Consider the following 18,096-nt stretch of genomic DNA (forward strand, 5'->3'; position numbering starts at 1 on the left):
GAGAACACCACCCCGGTGCTTATGGGAAGCGTCGCGCGTTTTCGCATTCCTCTACAGCTTGGCCGGGGAAAAGTACGTTTACCTGCAAGCCACCCAGCGAAGATTCAGAAAATTCCAGACGCCCCTCGTAACGATCCACAATTTCTTTAACGATACTCAACCCCAGCCCATACCCGCTGCCTTGTTCATCGAGCCGGACCCAACGCTCCAACAAGCGTTCCCGATCTTCTTCTTGTATTCCAGGACCGTCATCGCTGATCGATAAATTCAGGCCCTCAGTGGATGTACTAAGCGCAAGATCAACAGCAGATAACGACCATTTACCCGCATTTTCCAGTAGATTTCCCGCGACTTCACTGAAGTCTTGCTCATCGACCTGCCATTTTAACGGCACACCGGGCTTCGGGGAGAATCTGAACTGCTTTTGCGGGAACATTCGGCCAACCAGGTCCACCAGGTCCTCAGTCAGAACAACGACCTGTGTGCTACGACTTATCTGTGGGCCTGACACGTCCCCTCTCCTCATTTGAGAGTCAAGTGTTTTATGTAATGACCTCAACTGTTTTATCATATAGATACGATCATCGGGGCTGATGTGCGACGAATCCGCCTCGAGGACAGCAAGCACCGAGGCCAGCGGCGTTTTAACGCTGTGGGAGAGGTTGGCGATCGTTCTGCGGGAACGCTCAAGGCGGTCGTCCAGAGTTTCAAGCAAACGATTAAATCCGTTTACCAGGTCGGAAAATTCCTGAGGTACCGTATTGTGCAATCGAGCGCGCCTGCCGGAATGCAGATCAGCTAGATCATTGCGAACCCGGGATACCGGCGAAAGCGCAAGATGGACCGCCAGAAAAATCACACACCACAGAACAATCAAAAGCAAAACAGACAGAATGGCAATTGATACATGAACTCGTTCCCATCCGGCTAAGTGCGGTGTTTGTGTCTCAGCAACCACCAGCACAACAGGCAGGCGGTTTGTACGGAACGTACGCCGATAGCCTATCAGCGACCGCTGACCCGACTTGATGTAGACAACTCCGGGGGTCTTTTCAGAGAGCAACGGGCTCATTATCTCTTTATCAACGCCAGCAGAAAAATACAGCGTCTGCCCTATTCTGAACGCAAATGCATGCTGAAAAACAAACTCGAGGCTCTCAATGCTCTTTATGGCCCTTACTGTGTCAGGGTAAGAGTTTGTTAACAGATTCTGAAGCTGGTCGGACTCCTGCGCCAACATGTCTTGCCTCACATCGCGTGAAAACTGCTCCAGCAAGGCTTCATGACCAAACCAGACCGCCAGCATGACAAGAAAACTCAACGGCATAAGCGAGGCCAGCAATCCCAGACGAATGGAACGTCGAAACAATCAATATCTCCCGGTAATACTCTGATGTCGAAAACGACTTTCATGTAGCATCAACTGAATACGTTCCTATTATTGCAGCAAATAACTTTGATGCCTATTTTCCCTTTTGGAGGCTGTAATGAGATTACTGCTGGTAGAAGACGAGGTGGTTTTCGCTGAAAAACTGATGGGGCAGCTCGAGCAGGCGGGGTACGCTGTTGATCATGCAGCCACGGCTCACGCTGCGGAAGTACTGTTTCAGTCGGAAGCCTACCGCGTGGCAATTCTTGATATCGGCCTCCCTGTGACCGATGGCCTCACCCTGCTACGCAGGTGGCGTCTTGAGAACCGCCAAGAACCAGTACTGCTACTAACAGCCCGATCAAAATGGATGGAACGGGTCGAAGGTCTTCGCGCTGGTGCCGATGATTATCTTCCCAAGCCCTTTCATTTTGAAGAGCTTGTGGCAAGGCTTGAGGTTATTGTGCGACGTTCCGAGGGGCGAGTATCGTCACAGATATCGGCCTATGGTTTTACACTCAACGATGAAACCCGGTCTTTGGAGTGTCCTGAAGGCACCAGTTACACCTTGACAGCAACCGAGTATCGGTTACTGCGCTGCTTTATGGCCCGTCCTGGGCGCGTGTTCTCGATAGAGGAACTTATCGACGAACTGTATAACATTGATCGCAGTCCGACATTGAACGTGATTCAGGTCTACATAACTCGTTTAAGAAAAATGGTCGGTAAGGAGTATATCCGCTCGCTGAGGGGCCAAGGCTATTATTTTTCCGGGCCGGATAACGCCGTACGGAAATAGGCTGGTCGCATTCAAGTCTTTCCGGTTACCTGCCTGAATGTTCAAGTTTAATTAAGTTTCGTCGGTTAAAGTTTCGCTTCTGCTAACCCTCGGTATCTGGGTGAAATTTTTAATCTGTGACGGAATATAAGTCTATGAGGCGAACCTCAAAACGATTTTTCCCCATGCTCGCTATTGCGTTAGCAGGCCTGGTGTCTTTTCCAGTGGCAGCGCAGAACAGCGTTTCCCTGAAAGCGTACAAAGCCAGCCAGCCGTCGTTAACATTAACTCTCAATGAAGCGATTGCAAAAGCTTACAACAACAATCCGGCACTCGCCGGGCAAAAAGCGCGCATTGGCATGTTCACGGGGGATGTTCAGCACGCCCGCCGCATTGTTCCCAGCAACCCCGAGTTAGAACTCAGCGGCGGTCGCCGGTCAAATAGATCACAAACCTCAACTGATTATGGAATTCGCCTGTCCCAGGAATTCTGGACCGCGGGCAAAGCTGATTTGAGCGAGAAAGTCGCCAGCGGACAGTTGTCCTCGGCCGAACTCGAGTATGACTTCCTGAGACGGGCAATCGGTGCCCGGGTGCGGGCGGCCTTTTTCGATATTCTTCTGGCGAGAGAGTCCCTTGAGACAGCAAAGCGAACCATCGACCTTATGTCCAGAACTCGTGAACTGATGCGTATTTCGGTAAATCAGGGTAAGCGAACACGGCTTGAGTTGAATACCGCGGTTATTGGGTTTGCCCGCGCCAAAAATCAGGAGGCCGCCGCACAGAGACAGCTTGAAGAATCACGATTAGCCTTAAGTGAAGTGCTTGGCGTTGACCCTCAGGAACCCATACGGGTGGACGGCAATATCTCACTGGACTTCGAAAGCTTGCCCCCGGAAAACCAGTTAGTAGAGCTTGCGTTAAGTCGCAGAACCGACTTGCAGGCCGCCATGGCACTTGTCAGCTCGGCAGAATCAGGTCTTGATCTGGCGCAGAATCAGACAATACCTAATTTGCGAGTGTTTGGTTTTTTTGACCGCGAAGAGGGCAGCAACATCATTGGCGGTGGTATTTCAGTGCCCCTGCCAACCGTTCACCGATTCGGTGGCGAGGTGAAGCGCGCGAGTGCAGAACTTAAAGCCGCCGAAGTCAGATCCGAGCAATTGCGTCTCAGTATTAAAATCGGCGTCTTGAGAGCGCAGGCAAAATACCGTGCAGCCACAGCCCAACTTGAACAGATGAGCGCCTCTATCCTCAAACGGTCAGAGGAAACGCTTGAACTGATGCAGACAGCATTTCGTGCCGGCAAGGTCGGTACAACCGATGTCCTTGCCGCCCAGAATAGTTTGATCTCCGTACGCAATGAGTACATCGAGGCCCAAAGTGATTACATCGCGTCGGTAAAGGCGCTCGAAATCAGCACCGGCGGTGGCATTGTCATGGCCTCCGGCAGCGGCCAGTGACGTTTGCAGATATCAGGAGCCACCAGCCAAACCCCCTTTCCGACCGTATCCATTTCAACTGAGAGTTAAAGTATGTTGCAGATAACCCGGGCTTTTCCGTTAACTCTGTTTGCCGCTACCCTTCTTTTTTCTGGCGTGCCTGCGGCCCAGGAGGTAGACAATGAGGGCAGCGCAGAAGCGTCCCATCAAGGTGAAAGCAAGCACGGCAATGAGAAAGTAAACCAACAAGAACAACGTGAAGAAGAGGGGGCGGTACATCTGACGGAAGCTCAGCAAAACCTTCTGGATATTAACGTTTCGCCCGCCTCGTCAGGTCGTGCGAACGAGACGGTCAGAGCCCCCGTGGAAATTATGTTTGTGCCGGATCTCGTCGCGAAGGTTGGCCCGCTTCTTGAGGCAAAAGTGTCAGAAATCCTGGTAGATCTTGGTGACAAAGTCTCCAAAGGCGACACCATCGCAACGCTCAATAGTGTGGCTCTGGCAAAAGTACGGGCGCGCATGCAGTCATTGACCGCAAGAAAAGCGGCGGCCGAGGCCGAGTACAAACGTGAACGATCACTGCAGAACCAGGGCATATCCAGTGAAGAAGAGTTTCTCTCAGCCAAAGCCCGTTTTCTGACTATGTCCGCCGAGCTGAATGCCGCCAGGGAGGAGTTGAAGGCTTACGGCGTATCGTCAGCAGAATCCGACACAGCGAGTCTGGCCAGCTATGCCCTTAAATCGCCAATCAACGGTGTGCTTGAAAAAAAGGATGTGATGATCGGGCAAACGTTATCATCTTCCGACACGCCTTTTATGGTTGTTAACAATCGGAAAGTCTGGGCCATGATCAGGGTGTCAGAGTCTGCTATCGGTCAGTTGGCGCTCGGGGACACGGTTAGAATCCAGTTACAGCCCGGCGCATCCCGCGCCTATAACGGCCAGATTTCCTGGATATCCACACAGTTGGACGAAACCAGTCGCACCGTTCTGGCGCGAGCGGAAATTGACACACCTGAAGGCTATTTGCGGCCCGGTATGTTTGGCACGGCGGTTATGTCGGCTCAAACCAATGGGGCGTTACCGCTGGTTCCACGAGACGCTGTTCAGACCGTTGAAGGGCGCGATGTTGTGTTTGTGCCCGGCGAAGAGCAAGGCGAGTACAAGGCGACCCCCGTCAGGATCGGGACCGAAGCAAACGGATGGATTGAAATTCGTAGCGGTCTTCGTAGCGGCCAGCCTGTCGTCGCGAAAGGCGCTTTTGATCTCATGTCCGCGCTCACTGCCAAGAATCGTAGCGCCAGCCACGGCCACTAAGGTTTCGATATATGATAAACGCTCTTGTTAATTACGCCCTGGCTAATCGGCTATTGGTGATCGTCTTTGTGATTGGCGTTGCGCTGGCCGGGTATTTTTCGTTCAACAAACTACCGGTTGATGCCTTTCCCGATGCAACGCCGACGATGGTTCAGATTTTCACCACAAGTCCCGGTCTTTCACCTGTTGATGTTGAGACGCTTATTTCCTATCCCGTGGAAGTAAGCATGTATGGGATTCCTGGACTTGAGAGAGTTCAAAGCACTTCCATTTTCGGGCTTTCACGGGTTTCCGTTTACTTTGAAGATGGCACGGACATCTATTTTGCGCGGCGCCTGGTCATGGAACGGCTTGATGAGGCCGTCCGACAGATACCGGCGGGAATGGGCGAACCCGAACTTGGCCCTATCAGCACCGGCCTCGGTCGCATCATGATGTATTCGCTGGTTCAAGAAGAGGGAGCCGATTTTTCGCTGGAAGAGATGCGGACGATTCAGGACTGGATCATAAAGCCCCAGCTCAAAACTGTTCCGGGCGTCACCGGTGTGCTGTCTATCGGTGGCGAAGTAAAACAGTACCAGGTCAACCTTGACGCCCGCGCGTTGCAGGCCCGTGGTCTCACCGTGACGGACGCTCGGGAGGCCATTGTCGCGAGCAACCGGAATGTCGGTGCCTCCTTTATCACCCGCGGCGGTGAAGAATACATTGTGCGCGGCTATGGCTGGGTCAGCCCCGGTGAAAAAGGGCTTGAGGATTTGCGGCAAACACTGGTCGCAGAACGGGAAGGCACACCGGTTTATCTCAATGACGTGGCTGACATTGAGCTGGGGCCGGCAATACGTCGCGGTGCTGAAATATCGTTAGGCGAGGAATCCGTCGGTGGTTACATCATGAAGCTGATCGATACCAATACCAGCCAGGTTCTTCGGGACACCGACACCAAAATAGCGGCGCTCAATCAATCCCTGCCGAAAGGACTGTCAATAAAACCGTACTATTCCCAGGCAACGCTGGTGGAAAAAGCCATCGGTACCGTAGAAAAGGCATTGCTTGAGGGCATAGCGCTTGTTGTCATCTTTCTGTATCTGTTTCTTGGAAATCTGCGCTCGACTCTTATTGTCGTGGCTACCCTACCCCTTTCAGTTCTGGTGGCATTCATTGGCATGAGGTTCGCGGGTTTGTCCGCCAACCTGATGAGCCTGGGTGGGCTGGCGATTGGCATTGGCATGATGGTGGACGGTGCCGTGGTGATGATCGAGAATATTTTCCGTCATCTTGAGGAGCGTTCGGAAGAAAACGTCAGCATGATACGTCTGGTGGGTGAAGCGGCCCGGGAGGTCGCCCGGCCGATTGTATTCGGCATCGGCATCATCATTATTGTTTTTCTGCCGCTGTTCACGCTGGAAGGCGTTGAAGGCAAGCTGTTCTCACCGATGGCTTATGCAATCTGCTTCGCCCTTCTGGGTTCGCTCATACTGGCACTGACGGTGGTGCCGGTACTGAGTTCGCTGGCGTTCAAGATGGGCATCAAGCACAAAGAGCCCCGCCTGGTTGGATGGTTGAGCGCGGCTTATCGGCCCATCCTGCGAAACGTTGTTAAAACACCCAAACTGGTCATGGGGATAGCGCTTGTCCTGTTTTTGGGAAGTTTGACCCTGTTCCCCTTCTTGGCAGCGAGTTCGTACCCACCTTGCGGGAGGGCAACTTCCAGATTCGTTCAACATTACCACCCGGCGCGAGCTGGACTCGGCAATAAGCTACAGCAAAAAAATCCAGGAAGTGCTGGGTGATTTCCCCGAAATTACCGGTAGTTATGCTCGCGTCGGTCGCGCAGAAGTGGGCGGCGATCCGGAACCGGTCAACGTGGTTGCTACCATGGTGGTTCTGAAACCCCTTGATGAGTGGCGGTCAGACATCAGCTACGAGGAATTGCAAAGCCAGATTGCAGAAGCGGTAAATGATCAGATACCCGGCCTTGCCAACAATATTTCCCAACCTATCCAGTTGCGTACCGACGAGCTCTTGTCTGGCGTTCAGGCGCAGCTGGTTGCGAGCGTTTTCGGTGACGATCTGAAAAAGCTTGGTGATATTGGCAAAGAAATTGCCGCCCTCGCCCGCCAGGTTCCCGGCGCAACGGATGTTCGCACTCAGCAACTAGCCGGCAAAAAGCAGATTGTCATTCGCCCGGACCGTGATGCATTGGCGCAATACGGTATCAGTGTGAACGACGTGATGAATACGGTTGAAACCGGCATCGGTGGTCAGGCAGCGGGCCTTGTGTTCGATGGTGTGCGCCGCTTCGAGATTTTTGCCCGCTTGCAGGAAGAATCCCGTGGTTCCATTGATGCGATCCGGAACATGCCGATGCGCGGTGCAAAAGGAGAAATGATTCCGTTGTCACGTATTGCCAGCGTGGAGACCTACTCCGGGCCGAAAAAGATCTCACGTTCCAATGCCAGTCGTCGGCTGTATGTGCAAATGAACGTGCGCGGTCGCGACATGGGCAGCGTGGTGGCAGACCTTAAGCAGCGAATCGCTGAGGAGATGGAAATGCCACCGGGTTATTTTGTGGAATTCGGTGGTCAGTTCGAAAATCAGCAGCGAGCCATGGCCCGTTTGCAAATCGTCGTGCCCATCACCCTTGGCCTCATTTTCCTGCTGTTGTTCTCCGCATTCAGCAGCCTGCGTTACGCCAGCCTGATATTCCTCAACGTTCCGTTTGCGATCACTGGCGGGGTTGTCGCGCTGTTTGTCAGCGGTCTTTACCTGTCCGTGCCGGCAGCGGTTGGTTTTATCGCAGTATTTGGCGTCGCAGTGCTCAATGGCGTGGTGATGGTGAGTTATATCAACCAGCTTCGGGATGAGGGCTATGAGGTTATTGAAGCGGTCAAACTCGGTGCCGAGCGACGTTTGCGACCGGTTCTGATGACCGCAACCGTTGCCATTCTCGGGCTGATACCTCTGTTGCTGGCGGACGGCATTGGCTCCAATGTGCAACGCCCACTTGCCACTGTGGTTGTCGGGGGGCTGATCACGTCAACCCTGCTGACACTGTTGGTGTTGCCGAGTATCTACCGGTGGTTCGCTGCCGAACGTAACGATGTTGAAGTCTGACGAGGAGATGAGCCATGTATGAGATCAAAGCCTACGTACGTGAAACAATGGCTGAGCACGTCATCGATGGATTGGCGGAGGTGCCAGGGGTTACCAGTATTGCTGTGGTCCCATTGAGCGAATTCGGGCATTCAACGGCGGGCGGCGGAAACCACCTTGCAAAAGTACGCATGGTCAAGCTTGAAGTGGATGTGGCTGACGAAGCATCGGCATGGGAAGTTTCAGGCGTAATCGTTGAGAAGGCCCGCACTCAGGACGGGCACCCCGGTGATGGCAAGGTACTTGTTTCCCGGTTGGTGAGGGCTATTCGCATTGAAGACGGGGTTGTTGACGAGGAGGCACTGTCCCGTCCAGGTTGAGTACTACTTCGATGTCGCTTTCTCAACGTAATACGCCACGGCTTTGATCTGCTCGTCAGAGAGCGAGCCGTCAAATGCAGGCATAATGCCAACGCCGCCACTTACGGCGTTGACCACTTGATCGGCGCTGGGTTTGAGTTCATCCAGGTTGGGGCCAATTGCACCAGCAGATCCTGCGTCGTTCAGTGTGTGGCAGACGGTGCAAGACGGTTGCGCCTGTTCCAGAAAGACTTTCTTACCGGCATCAAACTGCTCATCCGCCAGAGCGGAACCGATGGTTAGCAGGCAGGCAGCAAGCGCAAGGGGAGCTCGTAACGTCATAATACTATCCTCGATAGAATGGTACTTGGTATTTTCGCGGTAATCCAAGAGCTGTCGCAGCGGCCCGTCGTTGTAGCGACCGCTGAGTGGTTTTCGGTTAGCCGACTGTGACACTCACGCCATGATCCTTCCAACTGGCGTTGCCGTAACCGCGCTCATTTTCAGTTCGGTTGGGTGGCTGGGTGTTGCCTTCGCTATCGGTGGCCCGGCTAACAATGCGGTACTCGCCCGGAGACAGATCGGTTGCAAGCACAAAAGGCCGCCAGGCGTAGCGCCCCATATCCGGACCCAGGAAGCGGGCCTGTTTCCAGGTTTTGCCACCATCGATGGACACATCGACTTTTGCGACCGCGTTAATGCCGCCAAAGGCTACGCCGTGAATCATGTTGCGGCCCTTGTTTGTATTCGACAGCGGGGCTGTCACCCAGGATTTAACGGGCATCTCCCACATGGACGGCTGCCCTGGCGCACCCTTATCACCAATGGGGCGAATGCGATAACCGGAGGTCTGAATTTTGGCTTCGGATTGATCTTTGGTAAACGCAACCTGCTCTACGTACTTGACGTTGTTAACACCATAATAGCCAGGCATCACCATCCGAAGCGGGCCGCCGTGGGCCAGAGGCATGGGGTCATCGTTCATTTCCCACGCCAGCAGGGCCTGATCAAGGGCCCGGGTCGGCACCGAGCGCTCAACCTGGATGGTCTTGGGATCGAGGCCCGCAGGCAGTGATTCACCACCGGTACTGGTTATGTAATTCATACCCGCCTTTACACCACCAAGCTTCTCAACAACATCCCGCAACCGCACACCGGTCCACACAATACAGCCAGCAGCTCCCGTGCCCCATTGGGTACCACCGGGGCCATGCTCGAAAAAAGCGCGACCGTTACCAGAGCATTGCAGCACCGTCGTTACCGTTTCAATACCCATGTCTTTCAGGTCTGCGATCGTCAGAGTTTTTGGGTTGTTGACGCCCTTGATACTGACTTTCCAGGCATCGCGGTCAGCCACGATCTGCTCGTTCGGTGCAGGCAGATTGTTGCGCACATACAGCTTGTCGCTGGGCGTAACCACGCCGCTCCCAATAGCGCCTCGTTGGGTTTCAATGGTGTTGGCGCTATGGACAATCACATCGTTGGCGTTTTTCCATTTGACGTAATCAGGCAATGTTTTGGGTTCTTCCGCCCTGGCAAGCGACGAAAACCCCAATAAGCTCACTGACGCCATGGCGCCTGCACTACCGAGCAGCAGGCGTCGGCGGCTGAGCTGGATCGGCTCTGCCTGAACGTCGGTATTACTTGGGTACTGATCTGATAAGGACATGACTCTTCTCCTTGTTGTTGGCCTTTCCGGGCCCCTCGCCTTAGGCGCCACACGATACATCCATGCGTCAGTTAGATGCTGGATGTAAAATAATCACGTTTACTGTCTAGATAGATTCTAACTCCAAATCACTGGTTGCTGGCATGGCATTCGCTGGCCCGACAACCAGTAAACCGGATTCCTTCATCGGGATGGCCAGCACCTCCAGCTGGTTTTCGCGAGTACGGTAGTCGCCCATGGTGGCCATCGCCTGCCGCACGTCCGGATTCCTGAACAGAACCTGTTCCGAAATCCGGTACTGAATCACCAGGCTGTTGCCCCGTCGCATGGCAAAGGCCTCAGCGGGTTCGCCACCCACGGTGGTGTGCCAGGAAGCCAATAGACGGCCACCTGCCAGCTTGGCTGGAGCTGATGAGTCAGTGATATTTCCCAGCGCAGGAAGGTCCGAGAGAATCACCTTCTGATAGTCTGCCAACGCATCACTCACCATTGGGATGTGGCCGTGACTCATAACGCCCATGTTGGGCAACCACAGTACCCCGGCAAGCACCAGTGCTACTGCCCATCCTCCGGCACCGACCAACGCTGGGCGGTACAATCCGGTCAGCCATTGCCTGAGATTAAACCTGGAAGTCGTACTGGGCGCTTGTTCAGAATAATCAGGGGCGTTTGCAAGCGCGTTATCAAGTTGCTTATGCAGCTCGATCGGCATGCGGGTTGTCGGCATATCATGAAATCGTCTGCTCGTGGCCTGCTGACGAGCAACGTCCGCACGACAGGCTTCACAGCCTACCAGGTGCGCCTCCACTACGGCGGTGTGATGCTCATTCAGTTCGCCATCCACGTAACCTGCCAGCCAGTCCTGCAGTTCGAGGTGGAGTTCAGAGAAGCGCCTGGCTTCAGTTTTGTCGAGGTCATTCATGTGGATTTACCGCCATGTATAGAGGTTGCTGCTAATCCACCCCCGGATTCCGCCCTGATGAGGAGGCTGGCTAAAAGCCGTCGACCTCTCGATAACCGACTCATAACCGTGCCCTGTGCAATGTTCAGAACCTGCCCAATCTCCTGATAATTCAGCCCTTCAATATCCCGCAACAAAACAACTTGACGGAAATTATCCGGTAGCGCCTGCATCGCTTTCATGAGCTGTTCATTGCTTTGCGTTTGCACGGTTTGTTCGAAGGGTCCGGCGGACGTGCAGGCCTGCTCCTGCAGAAATGCGTCATCGGTGGTAAGCATAGGTGCCAATTGATTCCGCCGTGTGTCCCGCCGTATGTCATCAGCCACTACTCGATTCAGGATTTTCAGTAGCCACGCATACATCGCGCCCTGCTCCGTAAGCTGGCCAAAATCTCGCCACGCCCGGAGCAGCGTCTCCTGTGTCCAGTCTTCAGCCGCCTCCGGCGACCGGGCCTGGCGCTGCGCAACACCGAAAAGCCGATCCCGCCAGGGGCGAGTCAGGGCGTCGAACTGCTGTTTGCTCCGGGCGTTGCGCATCCACAGTGCCTTATCAAGAGTGCTTTATTGGGCTAGCCATTAACCAAAGACGTCACCAGCTTTCACTTTATTCCCAACCGGCAGTCTTTTTTTAAGGGTTGCCGGGTACTGCAAGCCAGAATGGAAACTTCCCGTCAACGGGCTCCTGGCGAACGACCTTCAGCGACTCCATGTCAATAATGGTGATCATATTGTCTGCGGTCACAGACGTATAAAGGTAACGGCCATCGGCGCTGGCACGCACACCATGGGGTCCGGTTCCTACCTCGAGGTTGGCAACAATTGCGAGGCTGTCCGCATCGATCACCGTCACCTGAGACGCGGAGATGGCGCCCGTGGCCACATACCGGCTATTCGGGATCACATCGATGCCACCGTGACCTGCGCCGACCTTGAACACCTTGAGAACCTTTTCACTATCCAGATCAAGAACGCCCACATGGCCGATGAAATCACGAATCCATAATTGACGCCCGTCACTGGAAATATCAATGTTATGGGGGGTTTCCAACCCCGGCGTTGGTATATCTCGCTGTTTGGTGAGCGTTTCCATATCCACCACGGCTAACGCAGCACCGCCCTGCAAGGTGACGTAAGCGAGGTTGCCGTTCGTATTGAAAATGAGGTTGTGAGGCGTGTCACCCACACTGATTTTTTTGACCAGTGCCAGCGTTTCCATATCAATGACCGCAACGATCCCCTGGTTGGGCGCTATCGCAAGGCCGTAACGCCCATCTGGTGATATCTTGACACCCTGCGCCACCTCGCCAATCGAAATACTGCCTTCGATTTCGCCGTTATTCGTGTCCATAACGTACACATTGCCGGTCTTGAACCCCGACACTATGAGCTGTTTCCCGTCCGGACTCAGGGCATCGTAGTGAGCACCCTCAACCCCGGGCCAGGATGATTTTGAAGGAAAGCGCTCAACAACTCCGGTTTTCTGGACTGCGGCATAGATCGGTTTCGGTATAGCCTGTTCAAGTGATACTTCCGACGCCATCTGGGTGGCGTCTGATACTGCCACACTTTGAGAGGTGGGCGGTGACAACGCCGAACCCTGCCCCTGGTTCCCTAGGACCACCTGGCGCAACTGATAGACATCTTTACCGGAGAGGTTCTTCCCTGAGATCGCTTTCACCTCATCGGCAGAGTAAGGGCGAAATTCTCCCGAAAGACGTTCTTTGTTGCCAAATCCTGTCACCACATAATTCAGGGCATCCGCGATTTGCTGGTCGCTGAGCGATCCACCCCAGGCAGGCATATTGCCGTTATACGATGTCCCCTCTACATTAATCGAACCAGTCAGGCCGTATTGCAGCACATGGGCCAAATAGCCTCGCCCGCCAATACCGCCACTGGCATTGAAGACGTTTGCAGTGTGACCTTTTTGAGGCGGAAACGACCCGGGAATGCCCTGACCTTCAGCCTGATGGCAGGCGGCACACTGCTGGTTGTAGACCTGTTTCCCCCGGGCAATACTGTCTTCTCCCGGTGCCGCTATGGCGCCATTAGCGCCGTAGAAAAGGCCTATTGAAAGCACCAGTTTTTGTATCAGCGAGATACGTTGGTTTGCCATTGTTAGAGCCCTGATTCACATGTGGAACCATGAAGCATTCAGTTGATGACGGCCGGTGCTCTCCTTTCGTGGCACATATACCGCGCAAGCTTCACGGAGTCTGTAAAAAATGTTTACAGTCCCTTATCAAGGCGTCACCACTGTCCGATTTATTCCTTTGCAATCTTCAAATTTTTCATCAACCAGAAGGCCTTCAAGCGAAAAGCAATATCAGTCCATATTATGAATACGTACATTTACGAGCATGTCGGTCTATATCCCCCCCCTGATATCACTGAAAATGATGTGTGCTATACCGCTTGGAAATTTTTTTTCCACACCACAAACAGCGAGACTTACTCCCAAGCCAAAGAGGTGAATATCTTTAACTTAATCTGACTGTTTATAAGGTGGAAGCATTACATGAAAGCTGTAAACAAATTTCTTATCGTATTCTCAATCTTCGCATTTTCGGCATTTGCACAAGCAGAGGGAGTCAGCAAAGAAGACATCGAGCGCGGAAACAATCCTGCGTCCGTAACTGCTTCCGTCGTACAAAGCTATTAAGCAATTGAATCTGGATAACAATGGGCGATTACAATTTTCATCCATTGTTTTCTAGTTCCCACCACACGGTGATGCCGTCAAGATTTCTTGCCAACGGGCTAGCATTAAACGTCCAATCTGTTCTCTGACCCAGATCACACTTGGATCACGGTCATGACGGGCATGCCAGATCAAGTACAGGCTGGTAGGGTCCACAGGAAACGGTAGCTCGCCCAACCAGAGACCGTCTATGAATCCGCAATCCTGACTGATTAATTCCGGGACAGCCGCAATCAGATCCGACTGCCTCAAAATATTTGGGACAATTGAGAAATGATTAACGGTTGCCGCGATTCGCCGACTTTGCCCTTTTTCGTCAAGGTAGTTGTCGACGAAACCGTGCGCATCACCAGACATAGAGACAAGAAGGTGGCGAGCTGCCAGGAACTGCTCCATGGTTATCGTCTTACCGGCAAGAGGGTGATCTTCTCGCATGGCTAGCACATACCCATTCTCGAACAACCAAGTACTCCTCAGGCTGTGATCGTGATGGTTCAATACGCCAACAGCGAGATCCACATGCGCCTCTCGAAGCGCAGAGAGTGTTCCATCCGGTGTATACGGTACGGCATGAAGATCCACCCCCGGCGCTTCTCGCTCCAGCAGTTTGATCAGTTGGGGCCAGATCATCTCTACAATCACGTCAGAAACCGCAACACGGAATTTTCTTTTTGAAACTGCAGGGTCGAACTGGGTAGCACTGACCGCATTGGTGAGTGCAAACATGGGCTTTCCAACCTGGTCCCAAAGGCTCAGCGCATACGATGTCGGCTCAATATTACGACCTTTACGCACGAAGAGGGGGTCATTCCAGATCAGACGCATTCTGGAGATGGCATTTGAAACCGCCGGCTGGGTCATCGCAAGCCGTTCAGCGGCGCGGGTCACTGAACGCTCGGTCATAATAGCATCGAAGATGTACAGTAACTGGAGCTCTTGCGTTTTCATTTGATGTCCCTGGTAATTTGGCCCGACCAAGTTTGGCTCTCAATGGTTTGATCACAATGATGGGCCGCGAAAGAGCGGCAGTTCGCCAGTCACTATACGAAGAAGCCTCCTGAACAGGAGGCTTCACGCAGAGAAGTTTACTGAAGACCAGCCTTGATCAGCGCGCCAAAAATTCGAGGATATGGCTTACTGTCTCTCCCGGCTTTTCGTCAGTGACCCAATGTCCTGCGTCCTTGACCCAAATCAGCTCGGCGCCCGGGATGGCATCTGCCAGCATGGGAGCATAACCCGGCTTCTGGAAGTTATCCTTGTCGCCCCACAATACCAGCGTATCGATCTCGATATTCTTGAGGTCACCAGCGATTGCTTGGGTATATTCCTTGTTTAGACGGCGCATGTTTCGGAAGAAAGCTGCCTTACCTTCGGGACTATTCCATGGCGCAACATAACGTTCGGTCATTTCCGGTGTTACCACCGCCGGATCATGCACACCGCTGGGCATGAAGTCACGCATGATGGTTATGAACTCATCGACACTCGTGGCTTCCTCGACGCCTGGCTCGAGTAACTGCTTGAATTCCGGAATTGGCCAGGAATCGAAACAGACGCTGTCAATCAATACCTGACGACGTATACGTTCGGGATGATTGACAGCCATCAGCTGGCCAATACCTCCGCCAATGTCATGGGAGACGACATCAGCACGAGCCACTCCCAGAGCATCCATCAGTTTGACGAAAATACGCGTCTGGGCGTTGATGGACACATCGGCATCCACCGGCATATCCGACTCTCCATAGTTCAGCATATCCGGTGCAATCACACGGTAGTGCTTGGCAAGTTCAGGCATGACATCACGCCACATCAGCTTGTTGGTTGGTATACCGTGAATCAACAGTAGCGTCTGACCTTCGCCCATTTCCTTATAGGCAATCCGGTGACCTTCGATCATCGCATAGCGTGTTTCAAGAGCTTCCATCGTTATGGTGTCGTTACGCATTTTGGCCTCTTCTATCAGGAATAAGCGTGGTTCAATTCAAGTCGTGCTGTACCAGAATCTTGAATTGATGGGCATCTTACGCTTATTTGAGCGATCACTCAAACTTGTTTGAACGATCACTCAAAGTCGGTTTTAATGCATCTTTTCAATCGCAGGAACACACCCCTGAGCCATGTCATCAACCGCAGTTTGCTCGCTCTTCGACGCCTTACCATTAATCTGGTCACCTACCCTGAAGGCCATAGCGTCATGCGTCACAACGACCCAATAGGAAGCGGCGGCTATTACAAGTTCAACATGGTGCTAAAAAAACCACTGAGAAGGGGGCGTTTTCGAGGCTGACAACGTCATCTTCTCCTTTTTCGACCGTATTGCGTTATTAAGAGCCTGGTCATTTGATCTCAATGTCGCGTCTGGAAATGACGGGGTTCGCTTGGCCTTGAAGACTTTATTGCGGCGAAGGTTCGTCATCTTTCTCATAGCTCGCAGCCCAACTGGTGCGCCCCAGCTCCGTTGCTCGCTCAACGTCTGTTTCGGGAACCATCGACACATCTCCCAGTTCTCTTGAGTCGTAATGAAAGACACACAAGCGTGAGGCAAACTCCGCGAATGGCAGTGATGCTTCGCCCTGGCGTTCTCCATAACTCTGAGTTGAGCAGTTAATACCCTGGCCCCAATCCTGGCCGCTGTCATTATTGGGGTTGTAAAAGTAGATGCGCATCTCGCCAAGGCGGTCAAGGCTTACGCGCCTGATTGCTATGGCATGGCGCCCAACCATGCGCCCCCCGCTATCGGTGGCTACGATGCCCGCTGGTTGCGGGTGAATAACAGGTACGTTGCCGTTGTAATACGGATGATAACAAGCGTAAAAATGGCGAATAAAATGCTCATAGTCATCAATCTTCCCCGTTTCGTGGCTAATCACGCTGAGAAATGCATGCCCTACCCACCAGCCATACATTTCCGGGTTGATCCAGCGGTGCAAATCGTCGTCGCGCTCGCCGCACAAGCGCCCCATCTCTGCGTAAATACGGTCGAGGTGGGGCACCAAAATCAATGAAACCGGATCCACATCGGTGGGAGGTTCCTTCGCAAGGCCCGGCTCCAGATGCTGTGAGGTAATTTGATGGCCCTCGAAGCGCATGATCACATCGTCATCACGGGCAGCCCAGGCCACCAGCTGCAACAGATAATCGGCGTCGTTGAAAGCCCACATGGAAAGCCCTATTACCGACTGGCACGTCGGGTTATTGCCTTGGCCGACCCCCGTCGGTTGCCCCAGAAGGCTCATGACACCAGAGAGTAAATACACACGTGGAGGATGCGCATCGCCGAAAGCCTCTGTCAGCGTATTGCAGGCGGTTGCACATAACTTGAGCTCGACTTGCCGCCACAGGCCCGAAGCCACTGCTGGCGTGAACAGACCGCCACGCTCAAGAAACATGGCAAGGCCGTATACTGCCTGAGAGGTCTCCGGATGTATGGCCTCGTCGATCAGTTTGTGAACAATCTCTTGGTAGCATTGAAGAACATCGTTGCCGGTGATGCTCAGCCCCAGTGCCAGAGGTATCAAGTCATCCCAATGCCCGCGCAAGTGTCGTAACAGCATGGGATGGTAGGGAGAAACCATGCCGGTCTTATCCATGGCAGCGGCAAAGTCTTGAGCTTCGTCAGCGAGTGCCGATTCGTCCATGGCAGCGAGTCGTTCGCCATAGACTGTAAAGCCCGGGTCATCGCGACAGCCTTTGGTTGGGCCGAATAAAGCGCTAACAAGGCGCGCAGCTCTGTCCATACCCTCGGTCTCGATTTCGGGATCAAACAGGCATTTAGCTATCTGGCCAACCATCTGTTTGATGCTGCCGGTTTGTATCGGACGTTGGGCCAGCAAACGGCGCACTTCATTAACCAGGCTATCAAGAATGCTTTCATAGCCCAGCCTGTTGAGCAGATACTGGTAGAGTGAATTGACGATTTGCCCTAGCCCTTGGGGCCGCTCCCGATCTGCTTCACTCATCTGGCCAGACAGCAGGTCCAGATTTAACGCTGTTACCTGGGTCAGAAAGTGTCTGGCCTGTTCGGCAGAAATTCCGGGGTGACGATAATCACCCATAGCCACGGCAAGTAGACGAAGCTCACTCAGGGCTTCGATGGCTGTAAAGTCTGGCGCTCCCTGGCGCAAGGTCCGCACGGCAATCGCAGGCCTCAGGATCGCAGGCTGGCCCCAATCACCGTTGGTAAATACGCCCTTAGTTTCCATTGCCGGTACTCTGGCGTACAACGCGTCTAGTCCATCGGGCGCGGCCATAAGGTGAAGTGCCGCCTCCAGCACTTTCCTGTTAGACGCCATAGGCGCGGTCTGACGAGCAACCGCGAGTTGCTCCAAGGCCTCGTCAAACCGAGCGGTAGAGGTGGTGATATCTGGTTCAAAGCCAGGGCCCGTCATAATGATTTCCTTGCTTT

Annotated in this window: 15 protein-coding genes; 6 read left to right on the forward strand and 9 right to left on the reverse strand. The window is 53.4% G+C overall.

What is annotated here, in order from left to right; translation table 11 throughout:
* Positions 1-19: 19 nt before the first annotated feature.
* Complete coding sequence (locus BCA33_RS01170; RefSeq protein WP_071262991.1) at positions 20-1,369, reverse strand: sensor histidine kinase; 1,350 nt, start codon at positions 1,367-1,369, stop codon at positions 20-22.
* Positions 1,370-1,487: 118 nt separating this feature from the next.
* On the opposite strand from BCA33_RS01170, the gene BCA33_RS01175 reads away from it, so the two are divergent.
* From BCA33_RS01175 to BCA33_RS01195, 6 genes are all read left to right on the forward strand, one after another.
* A complete protein-coding gene (locus tag BCA33_RS01175; RefSeq protein WP_071262992.1) occupies positions 1,488-2,168 on the forward strand; it encodes a response regulator transcription factor in 681 nt (226 codons plus the stop codon).
* A gap of 134 nt (positions 2,169-2,302) precedes the next feature.
* The gene (locus BCA33_RS01180) at positions 2,303-3,610 is read left to right on the forward strand and encodes a TolC family protein (protein ID WP_071262994.1); all 1,308 of its coding nucleotides are present in this window, start codon (positions 2,303-2,305) and stop codon (positions 3,608-3,610) included.
* 72 nt (positions 3,611-3,682) lie between these two features.
* On the forward strand, positions 3,683-4,906 hold the full coding sequence (locus BCA33_RS01185; protein WP_071262996.1) for an efflux RND transporter periplasmic adaptor subunit: 1,224 nt from the start codon (positions 3,683-3,685) through the stop codon (positions 4,904-4,906).
* An 11-nt stretch (positions 4,907-4,917) separates the two neighbouring features.
* Positions 4,918-6,696, forward strand: a complete 1,779-nt coding sequence (locus BCA33_RS21030; RefSeq protein WP_254774075.1) for an efflux RND transporter permease subunit — start codon at positions 4,918-4,920, stop codon at positions 6,694-6,696.
* The gene (locus BCA33_RS21035) at positions 6,686-8,020 is read left to right on the forward strand and encodes an efflux RND transporter permease subunit (RefSeq protein ID WP_254774076.1); all 1,335 of its coding nucleotides are present in this window, start codon (positions 6,686-6,688) and stop codon (positions 8,018-8,020) included. The genes BCA33_RS21030 and BCA33_RS21035 overlap by 11 nt, the downstream gene beginning before the upstream one ends.
* Before the next feature lie 14 nt (positions 8,021-8,034).
* The gene (locus BCA33_RS01195; protein ID WP_071262997.1) at positions 8,035-8,379 is read left to right on the forward strand and encodes a P-II family nitrogen regulator; all 345 of its coding nucleotides are present in this window, start codon (positions 8,035-8,037) and stop codon (positions 8,377-8,379) included.
* A gap of 3 nt (positions 8,380-8,382) precedes the next feature.
* On the opposite strand, the gene BCA33_RS01200 is transcribed toward BCA33_RS01195, so the two are convergent.
* The 8 genes from BCA33_RS01200 to BCA33_RS01240 form a co-directional block, all read right to left on the reverse strand.
* Positions 8,383-8,700 (reverse strand): cytochrome c, encoded by a 318-nt coding sequence (locus BCA33_RS01200; RefSeq protein ID WP_083394608.1) that lies wholly within the window; start codon positions 8,698-8,700, stop codon positions 8,383-8,385.
* Positions 8,701-8,797: 97 nt separating this feature from the next.
* Positions 8,798-10,027 (reverse strand): sulfite oxidase, encoded by a 1,230-nt coding sequence (locus BCA33_RS01205; protein WP_071262998.1) that lies wholly within the window; start codon positions 10,025-10,027, stop codon positions 8,798-8,800.
* A 106-nt stretch (positions 10,028-10,133) separates the two neighbouring features.
* A complete protein-coding gene (locus BCA33_RS01210; RefSeq protein WP_071262999.1) occupies positions 10,134-10,949 on the reverse strand; it encodes a zf-HC2 domain-containing protein in 816 nt (271 codons plus the stop codon).
* The gene (locus BCA33_RS01215) at positions 10,946-11,524 is read right to left on the reverse strand and encodes an RNA polymerase sigma factor (RefSeq protein ID WP_071263000.1); all 579 of its coding nucleotides are present in this window, start codon (positions 11,522-11,524) and stop codon (positions 10,946-10,948) included. Before BCA33_RS01215 ends, BCA33_RS01210 begins: the two co-directional genes overlap by 4 nt.
* 91 nt (positions 11,525-11,615) lie before the next feature.
* Positions 11,616-13,103, reverse strand: coding sequence for a cytochrome D1 domain-containing protein (locus BCA33_RS20620; protein WP_071263002.1), 1,488 nt, complete (start codon positions 13,101-13,103; stop codon positions 11,616-11,618).
* Positions 13,104-13,700: 597 nt separating this feature from the next.
* Complete coding sequence (locus tag BCA33_RS01230) at positions 13,701-14,636, reverse strand: LysR family transcriptional regulator (RefSeq protein ID WP_071263006.1); 936 nt, start codon at positions 14,634-14,636, stop codon at positions 13,701-13,703.
* Between the two features lie 157 nt (positions 14,637-14,793).
* Positions 14,794-15,636, reverse strand: a complete 843-nt coding sequence (locus BCA33_RS01235; protein ID WP_254774077.1) for an alpha/beta fold hydrolase — start codon at positions 15,634-15,636, stop codon at positions 14,794-14,796.
* 448 nt (positions 15,637-16,084) lie between these two features.
* Positions 16,085-18,079, reverse strand: a complete 1,995-nt coding sequence (locus tag BCA33_RS01240; RefSeq protein WP_071263008.1) for a hypothetical protein — start codon at positions 18,077-18,079, stop codon at positions 16,085-16,087.
* Positions 18,080-18,096 lie beyond the last annotated feature (17 nt).

The sequence above is a fragment of the Marinobacter sp. AC-23 genome (assembly GCF_001858325.1).
GTDB lineage: Bacteria > Pseudomonadota > Gammaproteobacteria > Pseudomonadales > Oleiphilaceae > Marinobacter.

Bases quoted from the DNA above. Each gene is read 5' to 3' on its own strand.
- BCA33_RS01175 (WP_071262992.1), top strand. From the start codon at position 1,488: ATGAGATTACTGCTGGTAGAAGACGAGGTGGTTTTCGCTGAAAAACTG.
- BCA33_RS01180 (WP_071262994.1), top strand. From the start codon at position 2,303: ATGAGGCGAACCTCAAAACGATTTTTCCCCATGCTCGCTATTGCGTTA.
- BCA33_RS01185 (WP_071262996.1), top strand. From the start codon at position 3,683: ATGTTGCAGATAACCCGGGCTTTTCCGTTAACTCTGTTTGCCGCTACC.
- BCA33_RS21030 (WP_254774075.1), top strand. From the start codon at position 4,918: ATGATAAACGCTCTTGTTAATTACGCCCTGGCTAATCGGCTATTGGTG.
- BCA33_RS01195 (WP_071262997.1), top strand. From the start codon at position 8,035: ATGTATGAGATCAAAGCCTACGTACGTGAAACAATGGCTGAGCACGTC.
- BCA33_RS01200 (WP_083394608.1), bottom strand. From the start codon at position 8,700: ATGACGTTACGAGCTCCCCTTGCGCTTGCTGCCTGCCTGCTAACCATC.
- BCA33_RS01205 (WP_071262998.1), bottom strand. From the start codon at position 10,027: ATGTCCTTATCAGATCAGTACCCAAGTAATACCGACGTTCAGGCAGAG.
- BCA33_RS01210 (WP_071262999.1), bottom strand. From the start codon at position 10,949: ATGAATGACCTCGACAAAACTGAAGCCAGGCGCTTCTCTGAACTCCAC.
- BCA33_RS01215 (WP_071263000.1), bottom strand. From the start codon at position 11,524: ATGCGCAACGCCCGGAGCAAACAGCAGTTCGACGCCCTGACTCGCCCC.
- BCA33_RS20620 (WP_071263002.1), bottom strand. From the start codon at position 13,103: ATGGCAAACCAACGTATCTCGCTGATACAAAAACTGGTGCTTTCAATA.
- BCA33_RS01230 (WP_071263006.1), bottom strand. From the start codon at position 14,636: ATGAAAACGCAAGAGCTCCAGTTACTGTACATCTTCGATGCTATTATG.
- BCA33_RS01235 (WP_254774077.1), bottom strand. From the start codon at position 15,636: ATGCGTAACGACACCATAACGATGGAAGCTCTTGAAACACGCTATGCG.
- BCA33_RS01240 (WP_071263008.1), bottom strand. From the start codon at position 18,079: ATGACGGGCCCTGGCTTTGAACCAGATATCACCACCTCTACCGCTCGG.